Here is a 17,559-nt window from a genome sequence, read left to right on the forward strand (position 1 = left end):
ACTACGCCTTCTCCACCCCGCACCATTCCGCGATGAATAGCGCGGTCGCTTTCGTCGACTTGCGCAGCGAGTCCAGATCGACATATTCGTTGAAGCCGTGCATCGCCGCACCGTTGGCGCCGAAGCAGAGGCTCGGGATGTTGTAGTTCAGTCCGTAGAAGCGCGTGTCGGTCAGCGCGGTGAAGGCGCGGTCTTCCACCGCGCCTCCATAGACCGCATGATGCGCGTTGGCGAAGGCGGCTTCCGGCGCTTCGGAATTCACCAGCTCATAGCCTTCCGACAGGAAGCCGGACCATTCCACCTGCGGCGGATTGTTGGAGAGGAAACGGTGATCGCGCGCCGCAGCCGAGACGCGGGCCAGAATCTCTTTCTGGCATTCCGACACCGACCAGCCCGGCAGAACCGCGATGCGGCAATCGACGTCGCACCAGGCCGGCACGCTGGAGGCCCAGTCGCCGCCCTTGATGATGCCGGGATTGAAATTGATGGGATGGTTGACGTCCTTGAAATGGCGGTCAGCCTTGGCGCGCTCGTTCCAGGCGATCTCGAGCTGCTCCAGCGCGTGGATCAAATGATACGCCGCCATGATCGCATTCGAGCCGGCGCCCGCCTCGAACACATGGACGGGAAAGCCGCGCACCTTCAGGCGAAACCAGATCACGCCGACCTGCGAGCGGATCATCGTGCCGTTGGTCGGCTCCGGGATGAAGCAGGCATCGGCGCGGTAGCCACGCTGCAACGTCGAAAGCGCGCCGACGCCGGTGCTCTCCTCCTCGATGACCGACTGGAAATGGATCCGCGCCGTCGGCTTGAGCCCGGCCTTCTTGATCGCATCAAGTGCGTAAAGTGCACCGATGGTGCCTGACTTCATGTCGCAAGCGCCGCGGCCGTACATCTTGCCGTCCTTGATGACGGGATCGAATGGCGGCGTCGCCCACATCTCGAGCGGGCCGGTCGGCACCACGTCGCAGTGCCCCTGCAGGATCAGCGATTTGCCGCCATTGGTGGCCGGACGATAAGTACCGACCACGCTGCGCGCCTTTGAGAAATCATGCTCGATCGGGCCAAAGCCGCGCAGATCCTTCAGGTCACCGACGTTGATGTGCCAGTCGTCGACCTCATAGCCGCGCTCGCGCAGCAGATCGCTGATCATGTCCTGGCACGGCCCCTCGGCGCCGCGGGTGGAGGGGATCGCGACGAAGGCCTGGGTGGTCGCGAGCTGCGCATCGAACCCTTCGTCAACGGCAGCAAGGATTCGTTGTTGCGTATCGGCAGTCATGCAGCAGCTCCGTCAGGGGGATGTCAGATGGCGGGAGCGCCACCGTAGCCCGATTTCAGCCGGCCGGGTATTCCGCAAAATAGGCCTCCCGCAATGCATCTTCGAGCAGGCGGCCTTCGGAATAACCATCGAGCGTCGCCGGCCGCGTCACGCCGTCGAGCAGCCGCGGGCATGGCTCCGGCGCGCCGATCACGGTCCGTACCGGGATGCGCTCGGCGTAGATCGGCAACTCGTAATCCTCGTCGTCGTCGGCAACGCCCTTGGAGCGAACCTTCGCCGACGCCTCTTCGATCTCCATCGCGATGAACGAGGTCGCCTTGATCTCCTGCTTGTTGCTCGGCCTCAAGCTCGCGGTGCGGTCGGGAAAGAATCGGTCGACCATCGCGACAACGGCGCGCTGCTTCTCCTCGGGATCGGTGACGATGTAGGCGCTGCCGAACGCCATCACCGCGCGATAATCGGCCGAGTGATTGAAGCCGCAACGCGCCAGCACCAGGCTGTCGAGATGGGCGACCGTCAGGCACACAAGCTGTCCCTCCGACTGGTTCTCCAGCATCCGGCTCGCGCTGGAGCCGTGCCAGTAGAGCTTGGTGCCCTCGCGCCAGAAGAAGGTCGGCGTGCAATAGGGCTGGCCGTCGATCACATAGGACACGTGGCACAGCATCGAGGCGTCGAGGATCTTGTGCACGGTCTCATGGTCGTAGAAACCGCGGTCGTGGCGGCGCTTCACCCGGTTGCGGGACGACAGCGGATAAGTGGGAGTGGATGCGCCTTCAGTCACGGCAATGCCTCGCAAGAGTTGGGATCTGATTGCAGTTGTAGCGGCCAATTTGGTCTGCGATAGTGCCAATTCCATGCGAAAAATTCCGACCAAATTGCGCAAGTCCTCGTCAGCCAAGTCTTCACCAGCCAAGTCCTGGCCACCCAAGACCTCGCCAGCCAAGGCCGAGCTGCCGCTCGATCTCGCTGGTCCCCACGTCACGCAAGGCGCGGCGTCCCAGCACCGGCTCTATCAGGCGCTGTGCCACGCCATCGTCGGCGGCATCGTCAAGCCCGGCGAACCGCTGCCGCCGTCGCGCACGCTCGCCAGGCAGACCGGCTTCCGCCGCAACGCCGTCACCACGGCCTATGAGCGGCTGATCGCCGACGGCTTTGCGGTCGCAACCACGGGCTCCGGCACCTTCGTCGCCGCGCGCATCCCGGCGCTGGCCACAGCAGCGCGCAAGACCAGGATCATGATCGAGCCGCCGCAGCACAGCGCGCTGTCGCTCGGCTGCACGCATATCGACGCCCGCGCGTTGCAACGCTTTCGCGCCTTTGCCGGCCGCCGCTTACGCGCCTTCGGCTCCGAGCACCTCCATTACGGCGACCCCCGGGGTAGCAGTGAGTTGCGCGCCGCGATTGCCGACCATCTGTTGTCGGCGCGCGGGCTGCGTTGCGACCCCGATCAAATCATGCTGGCGTCGGGCACGCTGCACGCGCTGCGCGTCGTGCTCGGCGCGATCCTCAGGCCCGGCGACCGGGTATGGTGCGAGGATCCCGGCTATCCCGCCGCACGGCGCGCGATCGAGCATTGCGGCTATCGTCCCGTCCCGGTGCCGGTCGATGCGTCGGGCATTCGCGTCCCCAGGGGGCGCGCATCGGCACCGGAGGCGCGCGCTGCCTATGTCACACCGTCGCATCAGTTTCCGCTCGGTGTGCAGATGTCGATGCCGCGCCGGCTCGAACTGCTCGACTGGGCCAAGGACGCCGGCGCCTTCGTGTTCGAGGACGATTACGACAGCGAGTTCCGCTACGACGGCGCGCCGCTATTGTCGCTCGCGGGCATCGATCATCTCCGCCGCGTGATCTACATGGGCACCTTCGCCAAGACGTTATTTCCGGGATTGCGAATCGGCTACTGCGCCCTGCCCGAGCAACTGATCGGACAGGTCGCGGCGGCGCGCGCCGCGCTCGACCGCTTTCCTGGCACGCTGATGGAAGGCGCGGTCGCTGATATGCTGAATTCCGGCGCCTTCGCCGCCAATCTGCGCAAGGCGCGCAAACTCTATCGCGACGCGCGCGACGTGCTGGCGTCGACGCTGGCTGTGGTCTCCGAAGGGGAACTCACGGTTCCAGTTCCGTCGCAAGGCTTGCATCTCGTGGCGCGACTCGATCCCTCGACCGATCCGCTCGTTGCGTCGGAGGCGAAAGCGGCCGCCGGCGTCGGCGGCTGGTTGCTCGCCGAGACCTATCACCGCGCTCCCCCGCTGCCGGGATTCGTACTGGGATTCTCCGGCCATCCGGTTCCACAACTCGTCGCATCGGCGGAACAATTGGCAAAGGCCTCGCTGGCTGCGCTGCGCGCCCGCCGCAAATCATCCAAGCCCGCGCGCATGCGGCCGCGCCCTATGAGAATCGGCACCGCCTGACTAAGGTCGCCGCGTTCAATCGGCGTCATCGCGGGAGATACCGGATGCCAAATCGCAACGTCCTGTATCTGATCATCGGCGCGTTGATCGTCGTGGTCGGCGTGCTCGGCTACAACGTCTATCAGTCGAAGAAGCAGCCCGAGGGCTTGCAGATCAATGTCGGCCCGAATGGGCTCAAGATCCAGAACAAGTGAGGGAGACCGCGATGCGGCGAACGGGATTTGGCGCGTTGTTCGGCGCTCTCGCACTTGTCGCAACGGCCATTAGCGCCTCGGCGCAACAGGCCCAGGCCGTCTCCCACGAGCGCGACATCGTCGATCTGCGCGTCGGTCAGCGCGTGATGGTCGATGACGGATCGTGCCCGGCGGGGAAAATCAAGCTGGTCACCGGTGCGCAGCTCAACCAGAACGGCGTGGTGCGCACGATCACCTGCGTGCCGCGGTTCGCCAAGAAATAGAAGTAAAAATAGCGCCCCGCGCTTGCGCCGGGCGCCTCTCCCATCATCGCTTCAAGAACGCGCTACTCAGTTCGTCGACGTCGACGGCTCGAACATGCATTGCAGCGTCGGCTTGGCGATCTTGGTGAAGGTCGGGCCGATCTCCGATTGCTTGGACGGCGGCACCCACTCGGTTTCGATCGTCGGCACGCCGGTCTCGCTGATGCCGCGCAGCACTGCCTGGCGCAGGTCGGCGTCCTCGACCGCGGCAGCAGCATGGTCATGGAGGCAGCCGCAAACCGCCTCCGGATGCGCCCAGCGCCCCTCCATGTGAGGAACGCACTGGCGCACGAATTCGTCGCGGTGATCGGGCATCTTGAACAGCGAACGGAGCTGAACCGACTCGAGCGGAAGTTGGGATTGGGCCTCCGCGGCACCGGCCAGAGCGAACGAAGCCAAGATCACCACGGAACAGATACGAAGCGACATGAGGGGCCTTTACCGGCAATTCTTTTGGTTGACTTGTCGCAGTCAGTTCGCAGCCACGACCATGGGCGTCGCGGTCACGATTGGCGAGCCGTTATAAGAGAAGGTGCCGACGCCGGGCAAACCATTGCCCGCGGAACCCGCCAGCGAAGGACCGGCCATCAGGAAGGCAAAGGCGAGGATGAAGCTGACGGTCCGCATTTGGCTGTCTCCGGCATTTCGATCGGCGTCACCGCCGTTTGTTGACGATTTGATAACGACGTGGCGTTTCCGGAGTTCTGCGCCAAAAGTGAAAAATGGTTTCGTCGCGTCGAGAATTGTTTCGTGAGCGACCGCCTGACGAAACATTGACCAAAAAAAGCCAAGCGATTTCAGTGGCGCCGCCACAACGATCGATCCGAGTCTCCCGAAACCCGAGCCGAACGCTGGCGATGGGAGGCGCGGCTGCTTTCTTAACTTTCCTCTGATGAGACGGGCTGCAGCGCAGCAATGCCGGTCGTGAACCGCGCCAAGGTTCCGGTCGACCTACGCGAACACCGTGCAACCATCGTCGTGGTGGCACGTTGTGGTAATCCCAATCCAACGAAGGATGTCAGTCGTGGGCAATGGCAACATGGGTGTTGGCAAGAACTCCGCGACCCGCAAGCCCGGCCAGCAACAGATGGCCGGCGCGATGTCGCAACAGGGCGCCCATGTCATGGGCGACAATGAATGCGCCCCGCAGAAGCTGGTCCGGCTGGTGGGGTGCCGCGACGCCAATGTCCAGCCCGAACGCGCCGGCTTCGACTTCCGTGCCAAGCAGTTCGGGCGGGTCAAAAGCTAGCCTGCGCACCGGCTAAAGTTCGCAGCCTAACCATCTGTGTTGGCTACTGAAAAAATTCGCCGCACTTCTGCACGTTGGCGTCGGCTGCTCCCCAGGGCATGATCGGTACCGACGAGGTTGAATTCTTGGGCGAGCCTTCGATCAGCCTGTCCGAATAGACCATGTAGACCAGCACGTTACGCTTGGTGTCGCAACCACGGACGATCTGCATCTTCTTGAAAAACAGCGAGCGGCGTTTGCTGAACATGTCGTCGCCCTGGCTCATCTTGTCCTTGAAGTGGATCGGCCCGATCTGACTGCAAGCCAACGAAATATCTGAGACTTCTTCGGCCAGGCCGAGCCATCCCTTGAAGCCGCCCTTTTCCGGCACCGTGAAGTGACAGGCGACGCCCTCCACCTCGGGGTCGTCGATGCCGTAGGTCGCAAGCTTGTCGTTGGGGCTCACCCATTTGAACACCGTCGAGCGGCGGAAGATCAGGTCCGGGTCGTCAGCCGCGGCCGCCGGAGCCGCCTGTCCCAGGGCCAAAGCCAACAGCAGCAACGCATATCCCCACCGAGACAGAACGTGGACGTCACATAAGCTCACACTTCTCGATGTCATAAAGATCTCCGGTGGATAGTCGCCGCCTATGTAGTGTGCAAAAGCCGCCCCCGGAAGGCGCTAACAGGTTGGTGATGTCAGCCGCCGCTTTAACCTTATGTGAGGCTTTTTTGCTACGCTTTGCGCGAAAATCACGCGATCACGCAGGGGTTAGGACCCTTATGCTGGTGAACGTGTTTTCCGTCTGCAACAACCAACAGATTAGTCTGGACTGGGATTCGGAATATGCGCGCAAGCGGACGTCGGATTTCGATTTTTGATTTCGCCAATGAGCGGTTTTGGCAGTTTGCGGTTTTGACCGCGGCGGGCACGATCGGCGCTTCCGCGCCGGCCAACGCCGCGCTCTACTATTGGAATGGGGACTCGGGCTACTACACCCAGCCCGAGCCGATGCCTCAGCCGCACCGGCAGAAGGCGCGGCGCAATCCGGCCAAAAAGGACGCCGCGATCGAGAAGGAAACCGGTGCCAAGCCGCAGGGCCCGTTGATCATCAACGTCTCGATCGACCAGCAGCGGGTACGCATCTACGACGACAACGGCCTGTACGCCGAGAGCCCGGTGTCGACGGGCATGAAGGGGCATTTGACCCCGATGGGCGTCTTCAGCGTCATTCAGAAGCAGAAATACCACCGGTCCAACATCTATAGCGGCGCGCCGATGCCGTACATGCAGCGCATCACCTGGTCGGGCATCGCCATGCACGCTGGTGTGTTGCCCGGCTATGCCGCCTCCCACGGCTGCATCCGCATGCCGACGGCGTTCGCGGTCAAGATGTACAACTGGACCAGGATGGGCGCCCGCGTGATCGTCACGCCCGGCACGATCTCTCCGGAGAGTTTCTCGCATCCGCTACTCGTGACGCAGCGGGTCGTACCGCAACCGGTCGCTAACGATCTTCCGAAGGGCGATGCGCCGCTTGGCGTGAAGGGCGACAAGGGCGCGGACAAGCCGGAAACCAGCCTCGAGCTGCGCTCGACCGTCGGTCACGTCGAACCGGCCTCGCTGCGCGACAACACCCATACCGCGGATGCCAGCGGCGCGATGCCGGCCGCCAGTGCGTCCGCCACGATGTCGGATGCTGCCGGCGACGCGGTCGCGACCAAGTCCGAGGACACGGTCAAGAACGACGCGAAACCGGGGCGGCAAGCGACCGCGGACAAGGGCGAGACCGTTGCAACCAAAGCCAAGCCGGCCGAGTCAAAGCCCGCCGATGCCGCGAGCGAGAGCAACGCGGCCGCCGCCGACAAGACCGTCGGCGACGCACTGGGCACAGTAAGCTCCGACGTCGCGAAGACCGAAGTCTCCGCGAGCGACCATGTGAAGGCCGAAGCCAAAGCTGATGAGCCAAAGGCCGACGCGGCCAAATCTGACACGTCCAAATCTGACACGTCCAAATCTGACGCAGCCAAGTCTGACGCAGCCAAGTCTGACGCAGCCAAGTCCGACACGACCAAGGATGCAGCCAAGACCCCCGACAAGGCCGCAGCCAAGTCCGCCGAGTTGGTGAAGGCCGCCGATGCACCGGACGCGAAGAAGGATTCGACGCGGCTGCCGGCGCTGGCAAAGGCCGATGTGCCGAAGCGCACCGGCCAGATCGCGGTCTACATCAGCCGCAAGGATTCCAAGCTCTATGTGCGGCAGAACTTCGCGCCGCTGTTCGACGCACCGGTGACGATCGCGGCGAGCGATCGTCCCTTGGGCACGCATGTGTTCACCGCGGAAGCCGACAAGTCCGACGCGAATGTTCTGCACTGGTCGGTGGTCACGCTGCCGACCCGCAATATCGCGCGGATCAACAATGAAGAACGTGCCTCGCGCCGCCACAAGATGGCGGGCGCCGCTGAAGTCGAGGCGAAGCCGCAGCCTGCCGTGAACAGCCCGGCCGAGGCGCTAGACCGCATCACCATTCCCGCCGACACGATGGCGCGGATCTCGGAAATGCTGGGCACCGGCGGATCGATCATCGTCTCCGACCTCGGCGTGAACCAGGGCGAGACCGGCGAAGGCACCGACTTCATCGTGCCACTGCGCTAGCTGCGGCAGCCGTCGTCGTCGCACGCGGTGCCTGCATAACGGCTTGTTGAAAGCCGCGGCTATGCGGACTGCACTATCATGTCGGACACATCCGCCAGGGACATGACCATGATCGACCGCAGGACACTGATCATGGCAGGGCTAGCAGCGGCAGCCGGATTGCGCGCCGCGCGCGCCCAGCAGCCTGCGATGAGCCGGATCACGGCGTACGCTTTCTCGTTCCCGGCGCTGGCAGGCGGCGACATCCGCCTCGCCGACTATGCCGGCCATCCCCTGATGATCGTGAACACCGCCTCGCTCTGCGGCTTCACCCCGCAATATGCCGGGCTGCAGGACCTGTGGACCGAATTCCGCGATCGCGGCTTCGTCATCATCGGCGTCCCCTCTAATGATTTCGGCGCTCAGGAGCCCGGCGGCCCGACCGAGATCGCGGAGACGGCACAGCACCAATACGGCGTCACCTTCCCGATCGCAGCCAAGGCGGTCGTCAAGGGCGCGAATGCGCATCCGTTCTACCGCTGGGCCGCCGAGGCGCGGCCGAAGGACGTACCGCGCTGGAACTTTCACAAATACCTGATCGGCCGCGATGGCACCGTCGCCGACGTCTTTTCGGAGAAAATCGAGCCCACCGACACAAGGATCAAGACCGTAATTGCACGGACTCTGGCGGCAGCCTGAACGATAATCCTCGGAATTAACTCATCCATGGAGGATTTGGACACAGGGCCGCCACCTTCGTTGCCTTGGCGTCGCCGATCCGACTAGGGTACTATCAGTTGGGGGTGAGCGGCCTGGTTACGGCGACGCCGGCACCGGGAGCGGATTAGCAAGGAACACACCATGCGCATTGCGACAGGCCTGATTTTCGCGGGGACGGTGTCGTTGCTCGCCTCGAGCGCAGCGTGGTCGCAGACGGCGCCAGCCAAGGGCGCCGTGGCCGCACCAGCAGCCGCACCACAAGTAGCAGCCCCCGCACCTGCGACCGCAGCCCCGGCGCGCACCGCCGCAGCGCCGGTCCCGCCGCAGCAACCCCCGCAGCCGGCCCGCGCCGCCTGCAACAATCCGAATGCGCTCGGCGTCGCCCGCACCGTCGAGATCGACACCACGGGTGGCCCGGGCTTCGGCTTCGAACATTTCAAGCAGCTCGACTTCCTGCGCGACCACGAAGTCGTGCTGACCTTTGACGACGGTCCGTGGCCGGTCAACACGCCGGCGGTGCTCAAGGCGCTCGCCGACGAATGCACCACCGGCATCTTCTTCCCGATCGGCAAGCACGCGACCTACCATCCGGAAATCCTGCGGCAGGTCTATGCCGCCGGCCACACGGTCGGCTCGCACACCTGGTCGCACGAGAATCTGAACAACAAGAAGCTGACCGAGGATCAAAGGAAGGAAGAAATCGAGCGCGGACTAGCCGCAATCAAATGGGCGCTCGAAGTCTCACCCGCGCCATTCTTCCGCTTTCCGGCGCTGCAGCATCCGCCGGAGATGGTGACCTATCTCGGCACCCGCAACATCGCGATCTTCTCCTGCGACCTCGACTCCTTCGACTTCAAGTCGAAAAATCCGCAGCAGGTGATCGACACCGTGATGAAGAAGCTCGGCAAGCTCGGCAAGGGCATCATCCTGATGCACGATTTCCAGAAGCACACCGCGGAGGCGCTGCCTACGCTGCTGACGCAATTGAAGGCCGGCGGCTACAAGGTGGTTGCGATGCGCGCGAAATTCCCGGCGACGGTGCTGCCGCAATACGAGCAGGAGCTCGCCAAGGACGTCCAGCTGCCGACGGTGAGCTCGCGGCCGGTCGATAGCGTCGTCACCACGGTCAACCAGTAAGCCGCTCGCGGACCACAAGACGCGTGCCGGCGCTGCGAATCGAGGGTTATGTCATCGTCTCCGCCGACGGGCGGCTGGCGAATGCGCATAACGCGATGCCCGACGATCTCAAGGTCGAGGGCGACAAGCGGTTCTTTACCGCAGCCCTCGACCGCGCCGACCTGGTGGTGCACGGCCGCCACTCGGGGGAAGAACAGCCTGATGCCCCGAAGCGCCGGCGCATCATCCTGACCCGCAAGGTCCGGGCCACCGCGCCCGACCCGGCCAATCCGAAGGCGCTGTTGTGGAATCCCGCCGGCTGCTCCTTCGAGGCGGCAAGCCGCGAAGCCGGCGTCACGTCGGGCACGGTCGCGATCATCGGCGGGCCCAACGTGTTCGGCATGTTCATGGACCGCTACGACACGTTCTGGCTGTCGGTCGTGCCAGGCGTGCAGATCCCGGACGGCGAGCCGTGCTTCCCCGGCGTCCCTGCCCGCACCCCGCAGCAGGTGCTCGCGGCCCATGGCCTGCGGGCTGGCGAACCACAACTGATCGACGCCGCGCATGATGTCAGCGTGACGCCGTGGCGGCGTGACGCGACCTACACGTCCCCGTAGGCGGGATCGGTCCTGCGGGGGCCGCGCCCGTAGCCGGCGATGATGAACAGCGCGCCGATCAGCGAGAGGTTCTTCAACGCATCGATCAGCGTCTTGGCGTTGTCGGGCGCCGCCTGATTCCAGAAATCATGGAAGTAGAAGGTCGCAAAGCAGATGAAGATGATCAGCAGGATCGCGAAGAACCGCGCCAGCACGTTCACCGCAATCATCAGCCCTGAAAGAATCTCGAAGCTGCCGATCGTGATCGCCAGCAGTTGCATGAACGGCATGCCGACGAAGGTTTCGATCTGCTGCGTATAGGGCGCGATGACGGCGGGAATGACCACTTTGGCCGTGAGCATGTCGGCGCTCGCCTGAATGCCGAACAGCTTGGTCGCCCCCGAATAGATAAACAGCACCGCGAACAAAACGCGCCCGAAAGTAATGAACGCTGGCATGGGTCGGCCTCACTGGATTGCGGAAATCAGACGATGCAGGCGGAACGATTATGGTCGTTCCGCCTGCTCCGATCAAATCGAATCCATCTCGTCCGACCGCTTAGGCAAACAGCGTCGGCTGCGCGCGGCCGGCCCGCTCCTGGGCTTCGACCGCGGCGACCGCGGTCATGTTGAGGATGCCGCGCGCCGTCACCGACGGGGTGAGGATATGCGCCGGGCGCGCCGGGCCGATCAGGATCGGCCCGACCGGCAAGGCATCCGCCAGCGACTTGATCATCTGGTAGGCGATGTTGGCGGCATCGAGATTCGGCATCATCAGGACGTTGGCCTCGCCCTCCAGCTTGGAGTGCGGCAACACCAGTCTGCGCGCCACCGCCGACAGTGCGGTGTCGCCTTGCATTTCGCCGTCGGCCTCGATCTCCGGGTGCTTCTCCTTCAGGAGCTGGGTGGCGCGGCGCATCTTGCGCGAGGAGTTGGTATCATAGCTGCCGAAGTCGGAATGTGACACGAAGGCGATCCGCGGCTTGAACGCGAAACGCTGGACGTGGATCGCCGCCAGCGACGCCACTTCTGCCAACTCCTCCGCGCTCGGATTCGGCCGCACCTGGGTGTCGGCGATGAAATGGGCGCCCTTGGTGGTGATCATCAGCGACAACGCGGCATAATCGCTGATCCCCGGCTGGAATCCGATGATCTCGCGGACATGGCGCAGATGGCTCATGTAGCGGCCCTCGACGCCGCACAGCATGGCGTCGGCCTCGCCGCGCGACACCGCGAGTGCCGCGATGACCGTGTTGTTGGTGCGGACCACCGTGCGCGCAGCCTCCGGCGTGACGCCGCGCCGGCCGGCGACGTCGATATAGGACTGCACATAGGAGCGGTAGCGCGGGTCGTCCTCGGGATTGACCAGGTCGAAATCGCGGCCGGCCTTGATCGACAGGCCAAAGCGCTGGATCCGGGCCTCGACCACCGACGGACGCCCGACCAGGATCGGCCGCGCCAGCTTCTCCTCCAGCACCACCTGGGTTGCGCGCAGCACGCGCTCGTCCTCGCCTTCTGCGTAGATCACCCGCACCGGCTGGGTCTTCGCCTTGGCGAACACCGGCTTCATGGTGAGGCCGGAGCGGAACGCGAAGCGCTCGAGCTCCGTGGTATATTCGTCGAAATCCGTAATCGGCCGGGTCGCGACGCCCGATTCCATCGCGGCCTTGGCCACCGCCGGTGCGATGCGTAGGATCAGGCGCGGGTCGAACGGGCTCGGGATCAGCGAGCCCGGGCCGAACCCCTGCGTTTCGCCGGTATCAAAACCATGGGCCACCGCGTCCGACGGCGGATCGCGTGCAAGCTGGGCGATCGCGTCGACCGCGGCATGCTTCATCGCCTCGTTGATCGCCGTCGCCCCGACATCGAGCGCACCGCGAAAGATGAAGGGGAAGCAGAGCACATTGTTGACCTGGTTCGGGAAGTCCGACCGCCCCGTGCAGATCATGGCGTCGGGCCGCGCCGCGCGCGCCTCGTCCGGCATGATCTCAGGGTCCGGGTTGGCAAGCGCCATCACGAGCGGATGGTCCGCCATCCGCTTGACCATGTCGGGCTTCAGCACGTTCGGCGCCGACAGGCCGAGGAAGATATCGGCCCCGCCGATCACGTCGCCAAGCACGCGCGCCTCGGTCTTCTGGGTATAGACCGCCTTCCAGCGGTCCATCGTGGTGTTGCGGCCGTCATAGACCACGCCGTCGATGTCGCAGACCCAGATGTTCTTGCGCTGCGCACCCATCGACACCAGCAAATTCAGGCAGGCGATCGCCGCCGCGCCGGCGCCGGAGCAGACAATCTTGACGTCGGAGAGCTGCTTGCCGTTGAGCAGCAGGGCGTTGGTGATCGCGGCCGCGACGATGATGGCGGTGCCATGCTGGTCGTCGTGGAATACCGGGATCTTCATCCGCTCCTTGAGCTGGGTCTCGATCTCGAAGCACTCGGGACCGCGGATGTCTTCGAGATTGATGCCGCCAAAGGTCGGCTCCAGCGCCGCCACCGTCTCGACCACCCGCTCGATGGTGTTGGCGTTGATCTCGATGTCGAACACGTCGATGCCGGCGAACTTCTTGAACAGCACCGCCTTGCCTTCCATCACCGGCTTCGAGGCCAGCGGGCCGATATTGCCGAGACCGAGCACCGCGGTGCCGTTCGAGACCACCGCGACCAGATTGGCGCGCGCGGTCAAGGTCGCCGCTTCCGCCGGGTTGTTGGCGATCTCGGTGCAGGCGGCCGCCACGCCCGGCGAGTAAGCCAGCGCCAGATCGCGCTGGTTGGCGAGCGGCTTGATCGCCTGGATCTCGAGCTTGCCCGGCCGCGGCAGGCGGTGATAGGCGAGCGCAGCTTTATGAAGTTCCTCAGACGATGACGACATACGTGCTCCCGCGTTTCCGACCCTGAAGTGCTGTTCTATGCTAGTCCAAGTGCGTCAGTTGTCCGGCAAATCGAGCCGGATGTGAAGCACGCCCAACGGCTTGGATGCAATATTCGATAACGTCCCCGTCAACAGGCCACCGGCAGGCAGGCTGGCCAAGGCCGCATCACCCCTTACTCTCCCCGGTCATTGGGCCGGGAATAGCAATTTTATGCTCGGCGTGATCCGGAGTTGACTGAATGAAGAAAATTCTACTGGGCCTGATCGCCGTCGTCTTCATCGCGGTGGGAGGCTTCTTCGGCTTCGACTTCTATCTGCAGCATCGGGTCAAGGCTGAGGTCGAGGCGGCGTTCGAGCAAATCCGCGCCACCGGTGCCAAGGCTGATCATGGCAAGGTCACGTTCGATCTGCGGAGCCGCACCGTGACGGTCGCAGACATTGTCAGCGAGTTGGCCACCCAACCTCCGGTCAGTATCAAGATCGCCAGCTTCACGGCCTCGGGCGTCCGGCAGGGCGACGCATCGCGATTTTCCGCAGATAATATCGAGGTCACCGATGTCGAGGTCGGCGCGGCAGCGCCCGGCCAGACGATCGCGGGCCTGACCTACAAATTGCCGCGGATAGCGGTGAAAGACTATTCCGGGCCCGCCGGTCCCCGGCAGCTGCCGGCGTCGTCGTCCCTGCTGGATCTGTACCGGTTCGGGTTCGAGCAGCTGGCAAGCATCAGCGCGACATCGGTCACCGTACCGGGCATGACGGGTACGATCCATTTCGGCCCGGACATGCATAATGAAAGCGGCGAGTTCACGTATTCGGGCCTTGCCCTAGAGAACATCAAGGACGGCAAGATCAGCTCCATCAAGACGGACGGGGTCACCTTCGCTGTCGATTCGCAGCCAGCGGGCAAACCGGTCAGGATCACCGGCAATGTCGCCGACATCGTCGCGTCCGATGTCGATGTCGGCGCGATGGCCGCCATCTTCGATCCGGGCAAGGCCAACGACGACAGGGAATACCGCGCCTATCGGCACATCTCGGCCGGTCCTTATATCATCAGCTCCACGCAAGGCGTCAACATGCGGATCGATGGCATGACCATCGACGATGTCGCTCTCAGGCCGTCGCGGATGCAACTCCCGGCGTTGATGGCGATGATGCCGGCGGCCGGCGCCGCGCCGCCGACGCCTGCGCAAGCGCGCGAGCTGATGGAAAAGGTAGCCACCCTCTATGAGGGCATCCGGATCGGAAATGCCGAACTGCAGGGACTCTCGATCGATACGCCGCAAGGCCCGGTCAAGCTTGCGTCGATGCGGTTCAACTTCGAGAACGGCAAGATCGGCGAAATGGCCTTCGAGGGCCTCGATGCGCAGGCCCCGAAGGGTCCGGTCAAGCTCGGACGCTTCGTGCTGAAATCGCTCGACATCTCCGGCTTGATGCGCCTGGCCGCGCAGTTCTCCGCGCAAAAGCCGTCGGCCGAGCAGGCGCTTGCGCTGTTGCCGTTGATCGAAGGCGCCGAGGTCAAAGGCCTCGTCGCGCCCTACAAGAACACGGGAAAACCGGTCAATATCGATGTCCTCAGTCTGGACTGGGGCCAGTTCGTCGGACCGATCCCGAGCAAGCTGCACCTGATCGCGAAAATGTCGGGACCACTCGATGCGACCGGCCCCAGCCAGCAAATACTCGCGGCAGCCGGACTGGACAGGATAACGATCGATGCCGATCTCGGCGCAGCATGGACCGAGGCGTCACGCTCGTTTGTTCTTGAGCCGGTGAAGCTCGACATCGGCAGCCTTGTGAATGCGTCGGCCCGGGTCTCACTCGCCAACGTGCCGCGCGAGCTGTTCTCGGCCAACCCGCTGCAGGCCGCAGGCATGGCGGCTCAGCTCGAAGTCGGGACAATCGAGTTCACGGTGCACTATTTGGGCGGCGTCGATCTCGCCATCGGCACCTTGTCGCAGACCCGGAGCATCAGCCGCGACGACGCGCGGCGCGCCATCCTCGACGGCATCAAAGCGCAAGGCGACGCGATCGGCACGACGAATCCCGATGCCAGCGCCTTGCTGGCCGCCATCAGCAGCCTTGTCGATGCCCCGGGGCAGACGCTCGTCATCAAGCTGACCCCGCTCGCCAAGGTGCCGGCGGCTCAGATGATGCAGCTCTTGAAAACCGATCCGCCATCGGCGTTCGCCCAATTCAAGATCGAGGCCTCGACCGGGCTGTGATGCTCCCGCAGCCCGGATGAAGCGAAGCGAAATCCGGGGCAGTCCCTGAAGCGGCGAGAGCACGTCCCGGATTTCGCTGCGCTCCATCCTCTACGTTGCTTGCTTCGCCATCTACCCCTTGTTCGGCAGGTTGACCCGGATATGCAGCTCCTTGAGCTGCTTGGCCGAGGCGTCCGACGGCGCGCCCATCAGCAGGTCCATGGCTTGCTGGTTCATCGGGAATAGCGAGATTTCCCGCAGATTGTTGGTGCCGCACAACAGCATCACGATGCGGTCGAGGCCGGCCGCCATGCCGCCATGCGGCGGCGCGCCGTACTGGAAGGCACGGTACATGCCGCCGAAGCGGTCGACGACTTCCTGCTCGCCATAGCCCGCGATCTCGAACGCCTTCACCATCGCTTCCGGCTTGTGGTTGCGGATGCCGCCGGAGGCGATCTCGTAGCCGTTGCAGGCGATGTCGTACTGGAACGCCTTGATATCAAGCGGATCCTGCGTTGTCAGCGCGTCGAGGCCGCCTTGCGGCATCGAGAACGGGTTGTGCGAGAAGTCGACCTTCTTGTTCTCCTCGTCATACTCGTACATCGGGAAGTCGACGATCCAGGCAAGCTCGAACCGATCCTTGTCGATCTGGTTCAGCTCCTCGCCGAGTTTCGTTCGTGCGAGACCTGCGAACTTCCAGAACTTCTCGGGATCGCCGGCGACGAAGAACGCCGCGTCACCCTCCTTCAGGCCGAGCTGGTCGCGGATCGCCGCGGTCCGTTCAGCGCCGATGTTGTTCGCCAAGGGACCCGCGCCCTCGCCGCCCTCGCGCCACATGATGTAGCCGAGGCCGGGCTGGCCTTCGCCCTGCGCCCACGAGTTCATGCGATCGCAGAAGGCGCGGCTGCCGCCACCGGTGCCCGGGATCGCCCAGACCTGGTTCTTCGGGTCTTCCAGCATCCGCGCGAACACCTTGAAGCCGGAGCCGCGAAAATGCTCGGAGACCTCCTGCATCACGATCTTGTTGCGCAGGTCGGGCTTGTCGGAGCCGTATTTGCGCACCGCTTCGGCAAACGGGATCCGCGGCCAGTTCTTGGTGACCGGCTTACCCTTGGCAAAATCCTCGAACACGCCGGTGATGACGGGCTCCATCGCCGCGAACACGTCGTCCTGTGTGACAAAGCTCATCTCGACGTCGAGCTGATAGAACTCGCCCGGCAGGCGGTCGGCACGCGGGTCCTCGTCGCGGAAACACGGCGCGATCTGAAAGTAGCGATCGAAGCCCGACATCATCAAGAGCTGCTTGTACTGCTGCGGCGCCTGCGGCAGCGCGTAGAACTTGCCGGGATGGATGCGCGACGGCACCAGGAAGTCGCGCGCGCCCTCCGGCGAGGATGCCGTCAGGATCGGCGTCTGGAATTCGAAGAAGCCCTGCTCCTTCATCCGCTTGCGCATGGAATCGACGACCGCGCCGCGGGTCATGATGTTCTGGTGCAGTTTCTCGCGACGCAGGTCGAGGAAACGGTACTTAAGCCTGATGTCCTCGGGATATTCCTGCTCGCCGAACACCGGCAGCGGCAGCTCGGCAGCGGGGCCGAGCACCTCGATCTCCTTGATGTAGACCTCGATCTGACCAGTCGGCAGTTCCGCGTTCTCGGTACCACCAGGACGGCGGCGCACCTTGCCGTCGATCCGCACCACCCACTCCGAGCGGAACTTCTCGACCTCGGCGAACGCCGGCGAATCCGGATCGGCCACGCACTGGGTGATGCCGTAATGGTCGCGCAAATCGAGGAACAGCACGCCGCCATGGTCCCGGACACGATGGACCCAGCCTGACAGACGGGCCGTCTGGTCGATATCGCTCTCTCGAAGCGCGCCGCATGTGTGTGACCGGTAGCGATGCATGGTAGTCCCAAAAACTGATGTGTCGGATGAGAATCGGCAGCCCAAAGGCCTGTACCGAGATTGCGGAGGGTTTACCCGACGAGGCCCGGTGCGGCAACCAA

The 17,559-nt window shown here is 64.0% G+C and carries 17 protein-coding genes; 9 read left to right on the plus strand and 8 right to left on the minus strand.

Going from position 1 to position 17,559, the window contains the following annotated elements:
- Position 1 precedes the first annotated feature (1 nt).
- Together ACP2YO_RS26710 and ACP2YO_RS26715 are read right to left on the minus strand one after the other, a co-directional pair.
- Complete coding sequence (locus ACP2YO_RS26710) at positions 2 to 1,279, minus strand: ArgE/DapE family deacylase (RefSeq protein ID WP_426434153.1); 1,278 nt, start codon at positions 1,277 to 1,279, stop codon at positions 2 to 4.
- A gap of 55 nt (positions 1,280 to 1,334) precedes the next feature.
- Positions 1,335 to 2,060, minus strand: coding sequence for a pyridoxamine 5'-phosphate oxidase family protein (locus ACP2YO_RS26715; RefSeq protein ID WP_426434154.1), 726 nt, complete (start codon positions 2,058 to 2,060; stop codon positions 1,335 to 1,337).
- A 73-nt stretch (positions 2,061 to 2,133) separates the two neighbouring features.
- On the opposite strand from ACP2YO_RS26715, the gene ACP2YO_RS26720 reads away from it, so the two are divergent.
- Genes ACP2YO_RS26720 through ACP2YO_RS26730 form a run of 3 tightly spaced genes read left to right on the plus strand, consistent with a single transcriptional unit; the run spans position 2,134 to position 4,147 of the window.
- A complete protein-coding gene (locus ACP2YO_RS26720; RefSeq protein WP_426434155.1) occupies positions 2,134 to 3,690 on the plus strand; it encodes a PLP-dependent aminotransferase family protein in 1,557 nt (518 codons plus the stop codon).
- A gap of 44 nt (positions 3,691 to 3,734) precedes the next feature.
- The gene (locus ACP2YO_RS26725; protein ID WP_426434156.1) at positions 3,735 to 3,884 is read left to right on the plus strand and encodes a hypothetical protein; all 150 of its coding nucleotides are present in this window, start codon (positions 3,735 to 3,737) and stop codon (positions 3,882 to 3,884) included.
- An 11-nt stretch (positions 3,885 to 3,895) separates the two neighbouring features.
- Positions 3,896 to 4,147 (plus strand): DUF6719 family protein, encoded by a 252-nt coding sequence (locus tag ACP2YO_RS26730; RefSeq protein ID WP_426434157.1) that lies wholly within the window; start codon positions 3,896 to 3,898, stop codon positions 4,145 to 4,147.
- Between the two features lie 66 nt (positions 4,148 to 4,213).
- Here the strand turns inward: ACP2YO_RS26730 and ACP2YO_RS26735 are convergent, their stop codons facing one another.
- The gene (locus ACP2YO_RS26735; protein WP_426434158.1) at positions 4,214 to 4,615 is read right to left on the minus strand and encodes a hypothetical protein; all 402 of its coding nucleotides are present in this window, start codon (positions 4,613 to 4,615) and stop codon (positions 4,214 to 4,216) included.
- A 42-nt stretch (positions 4,616 to 4,657) separates the two neighbouring features.
- A complete protein-coding gene (locus tag ACP2YO_RS26740) occupies positions 4,658 to 4,999 on the minus strand; it encodes a hypothetical protein (RefSeq protein ID WP_426434159.1) in 342 nt (113 codons plus the stop codon).
- Between the two features lie 202 nt (positions 5,000 to 5,201).
- On the opposite strand from ACP2YO_RS26740, the gene ACP2YO_RS26745 reads away from it, so the two are divergent.
- Positions 5,202 to 5,435 (plus strand): hypothetical protein, encoded by a 234-nt coding sequence (locus tag ACP2YO_RS26745; protein ID WP_426434160.1) that lies wholly within the window; start codon positions 5,202 to 5,204, stop codon positions 5,433 to 5,435.
- A gap of 43 nt (positions 5,436 to 5,478) precedes the next feature.
- Here the strand turns inward: ACP2YO_RS26745 and ACP2YO_RS26750 are convergent, their stop codons facing one another.
- Positions 5,479 to 6,036, minus strand: coding sequence for a CreA family protein (locus tag ACP2YO_RS26750; protein ID WP_426434161.1), 558 nt, complete (start codon positions 6,034 to 6,036; stop codon positions 5,479 to 5,481).
- Positions 6,037 to 6,261: 225 nt separating this feature from the next.
- Here ACP2YO_RS26750 and ACP2YO_RS26755 point away from each other — a divergent pair, with 225 nt between their 5' ends.
- From ACP2YO_RS26755 to ACP2YO_RS26770, 4 genes are all read left to right on the plus strand, one after another.
- Positions 6,262 to 8,070 carry a L,D-transpeptidase family protein gene (locus ACP2YO_RS26755; protein WP_426434162.1) on the plus strand — a complete coding sequence of 603 codons (1,809 nt, stop codon included), beginning with the start codon at positions 6,262 to 6,264 and terminating at the stop codon, positions 8,068 to 8,070.
- Positions 8,071 to 8,178: 108 nt separating this feature from the next.
- Complete coding sequence (locus ACP2YO_RS26760; protein ID WP_426443319.1) at positions 8,179 to 8,748, plus strand: glutathione peroxidase; 570 nt, start codon at positions 8,179 to 8,181, stop codon at positions 8,746 to 8,748.
- Between the two features lie 162 nt (positions 8,749 to 8,910).
- Positions 8,911 to 9,906 (plus strand): polysaccharide deacetylase family protein, encoded by a 996-nt coding sequence (locus ACP2YO_RS26765; RefSeq protein ID WP_426434163.1) that lies wholly within the window; start codon positions 8,911 to 8,913, stop codon positions 9,904 to 9,906.
- Between the two features lie 23 nt (positions 9,907 to 9,929).
- Complete coding sequence (locus ACP2YO_RS26770) at positions 9,930 to 10,502, plus strand: dihydrofolate reductase (RefSeq protein WP_426434164.1); 573 nt, start codon at positions 9,930 to 9,932, stop codon at positions 10,500 to 10,502.
- On the opposite strand, the gene ACP2YO_RS26775 is transcribed toward ACP2YO_RS26770, so the two are convergent.
- Entirely contained in the window at positions 10,487 to 10,939 is a 453-nt protein-coding gene (locus ACP2YO_RS26775) for a DoxX family protein (RefSeq protein ID WP_426434165.1), read from the minus strand. The two genes, ACP2YO_RS26770 and ACP2YO_RS26775, sit on opposite strands and share 16 nt — an antisense overlap.
- A gap of 100 nt (positions 10,940 to 11,039) precedes the next feature.
- Entirely contained in the window at positions 11,040 to 13,349 is a 2,310-nt protein-coding gene (locus ACP2YO_RS26780; protein ID WP_426434166.1) for an NADP-dependent malic enzyme, read from the minus strand.
- 239 nt (positions 13,350 to 13,588) lie between these two features.
- Between ACP2YO_RS26780 and ACP2YO_RS26785 the strand changes: the two genes are divergently transcribed.
- Positions 13,589 to 15,571, plus strand: coding sequence for a hypothetical protein (locus ACP2YO_RS26785; RefSeq protein ID WP_426434167.1), 1,983 nt, complete (start codon positions 13,589 to 13,591; stop codon positions 15,569 to 15,571).
- A gap of 111 nt (positions 15,572 to 15,682) precedes the next feature.
- Here ACP2YO_RS26785 and aspS read toward each other — a convergent pair whose 3' ends face one another.
- Positions 15,683 to 17,458 carry an aspartate--tRNA ligase gene (gene aspS, locus ACP2YO_RS26790; protein WP_426434168.1) on the minus strand — a complete coding sequence of 592 codons (1,776 nt, stop codon included), beginning with the start codon at positions 17,456 to 17,458 and terminating at the stop codon, positions 15,683 to 15,685.
- Positions 17,459 to 17,559 lie beyond the last annotated feature (101 nt).

Origin of the sequence: Bradyrhizobium genosp. P, from assembly GCF_049949265.1 — a bacterium.
Lineage (GTDB): Bacteria > Pseudomonadota > Alphaproteobacteria > Rhizobiales > Xanthobacteraceae > Bradyrhizobium.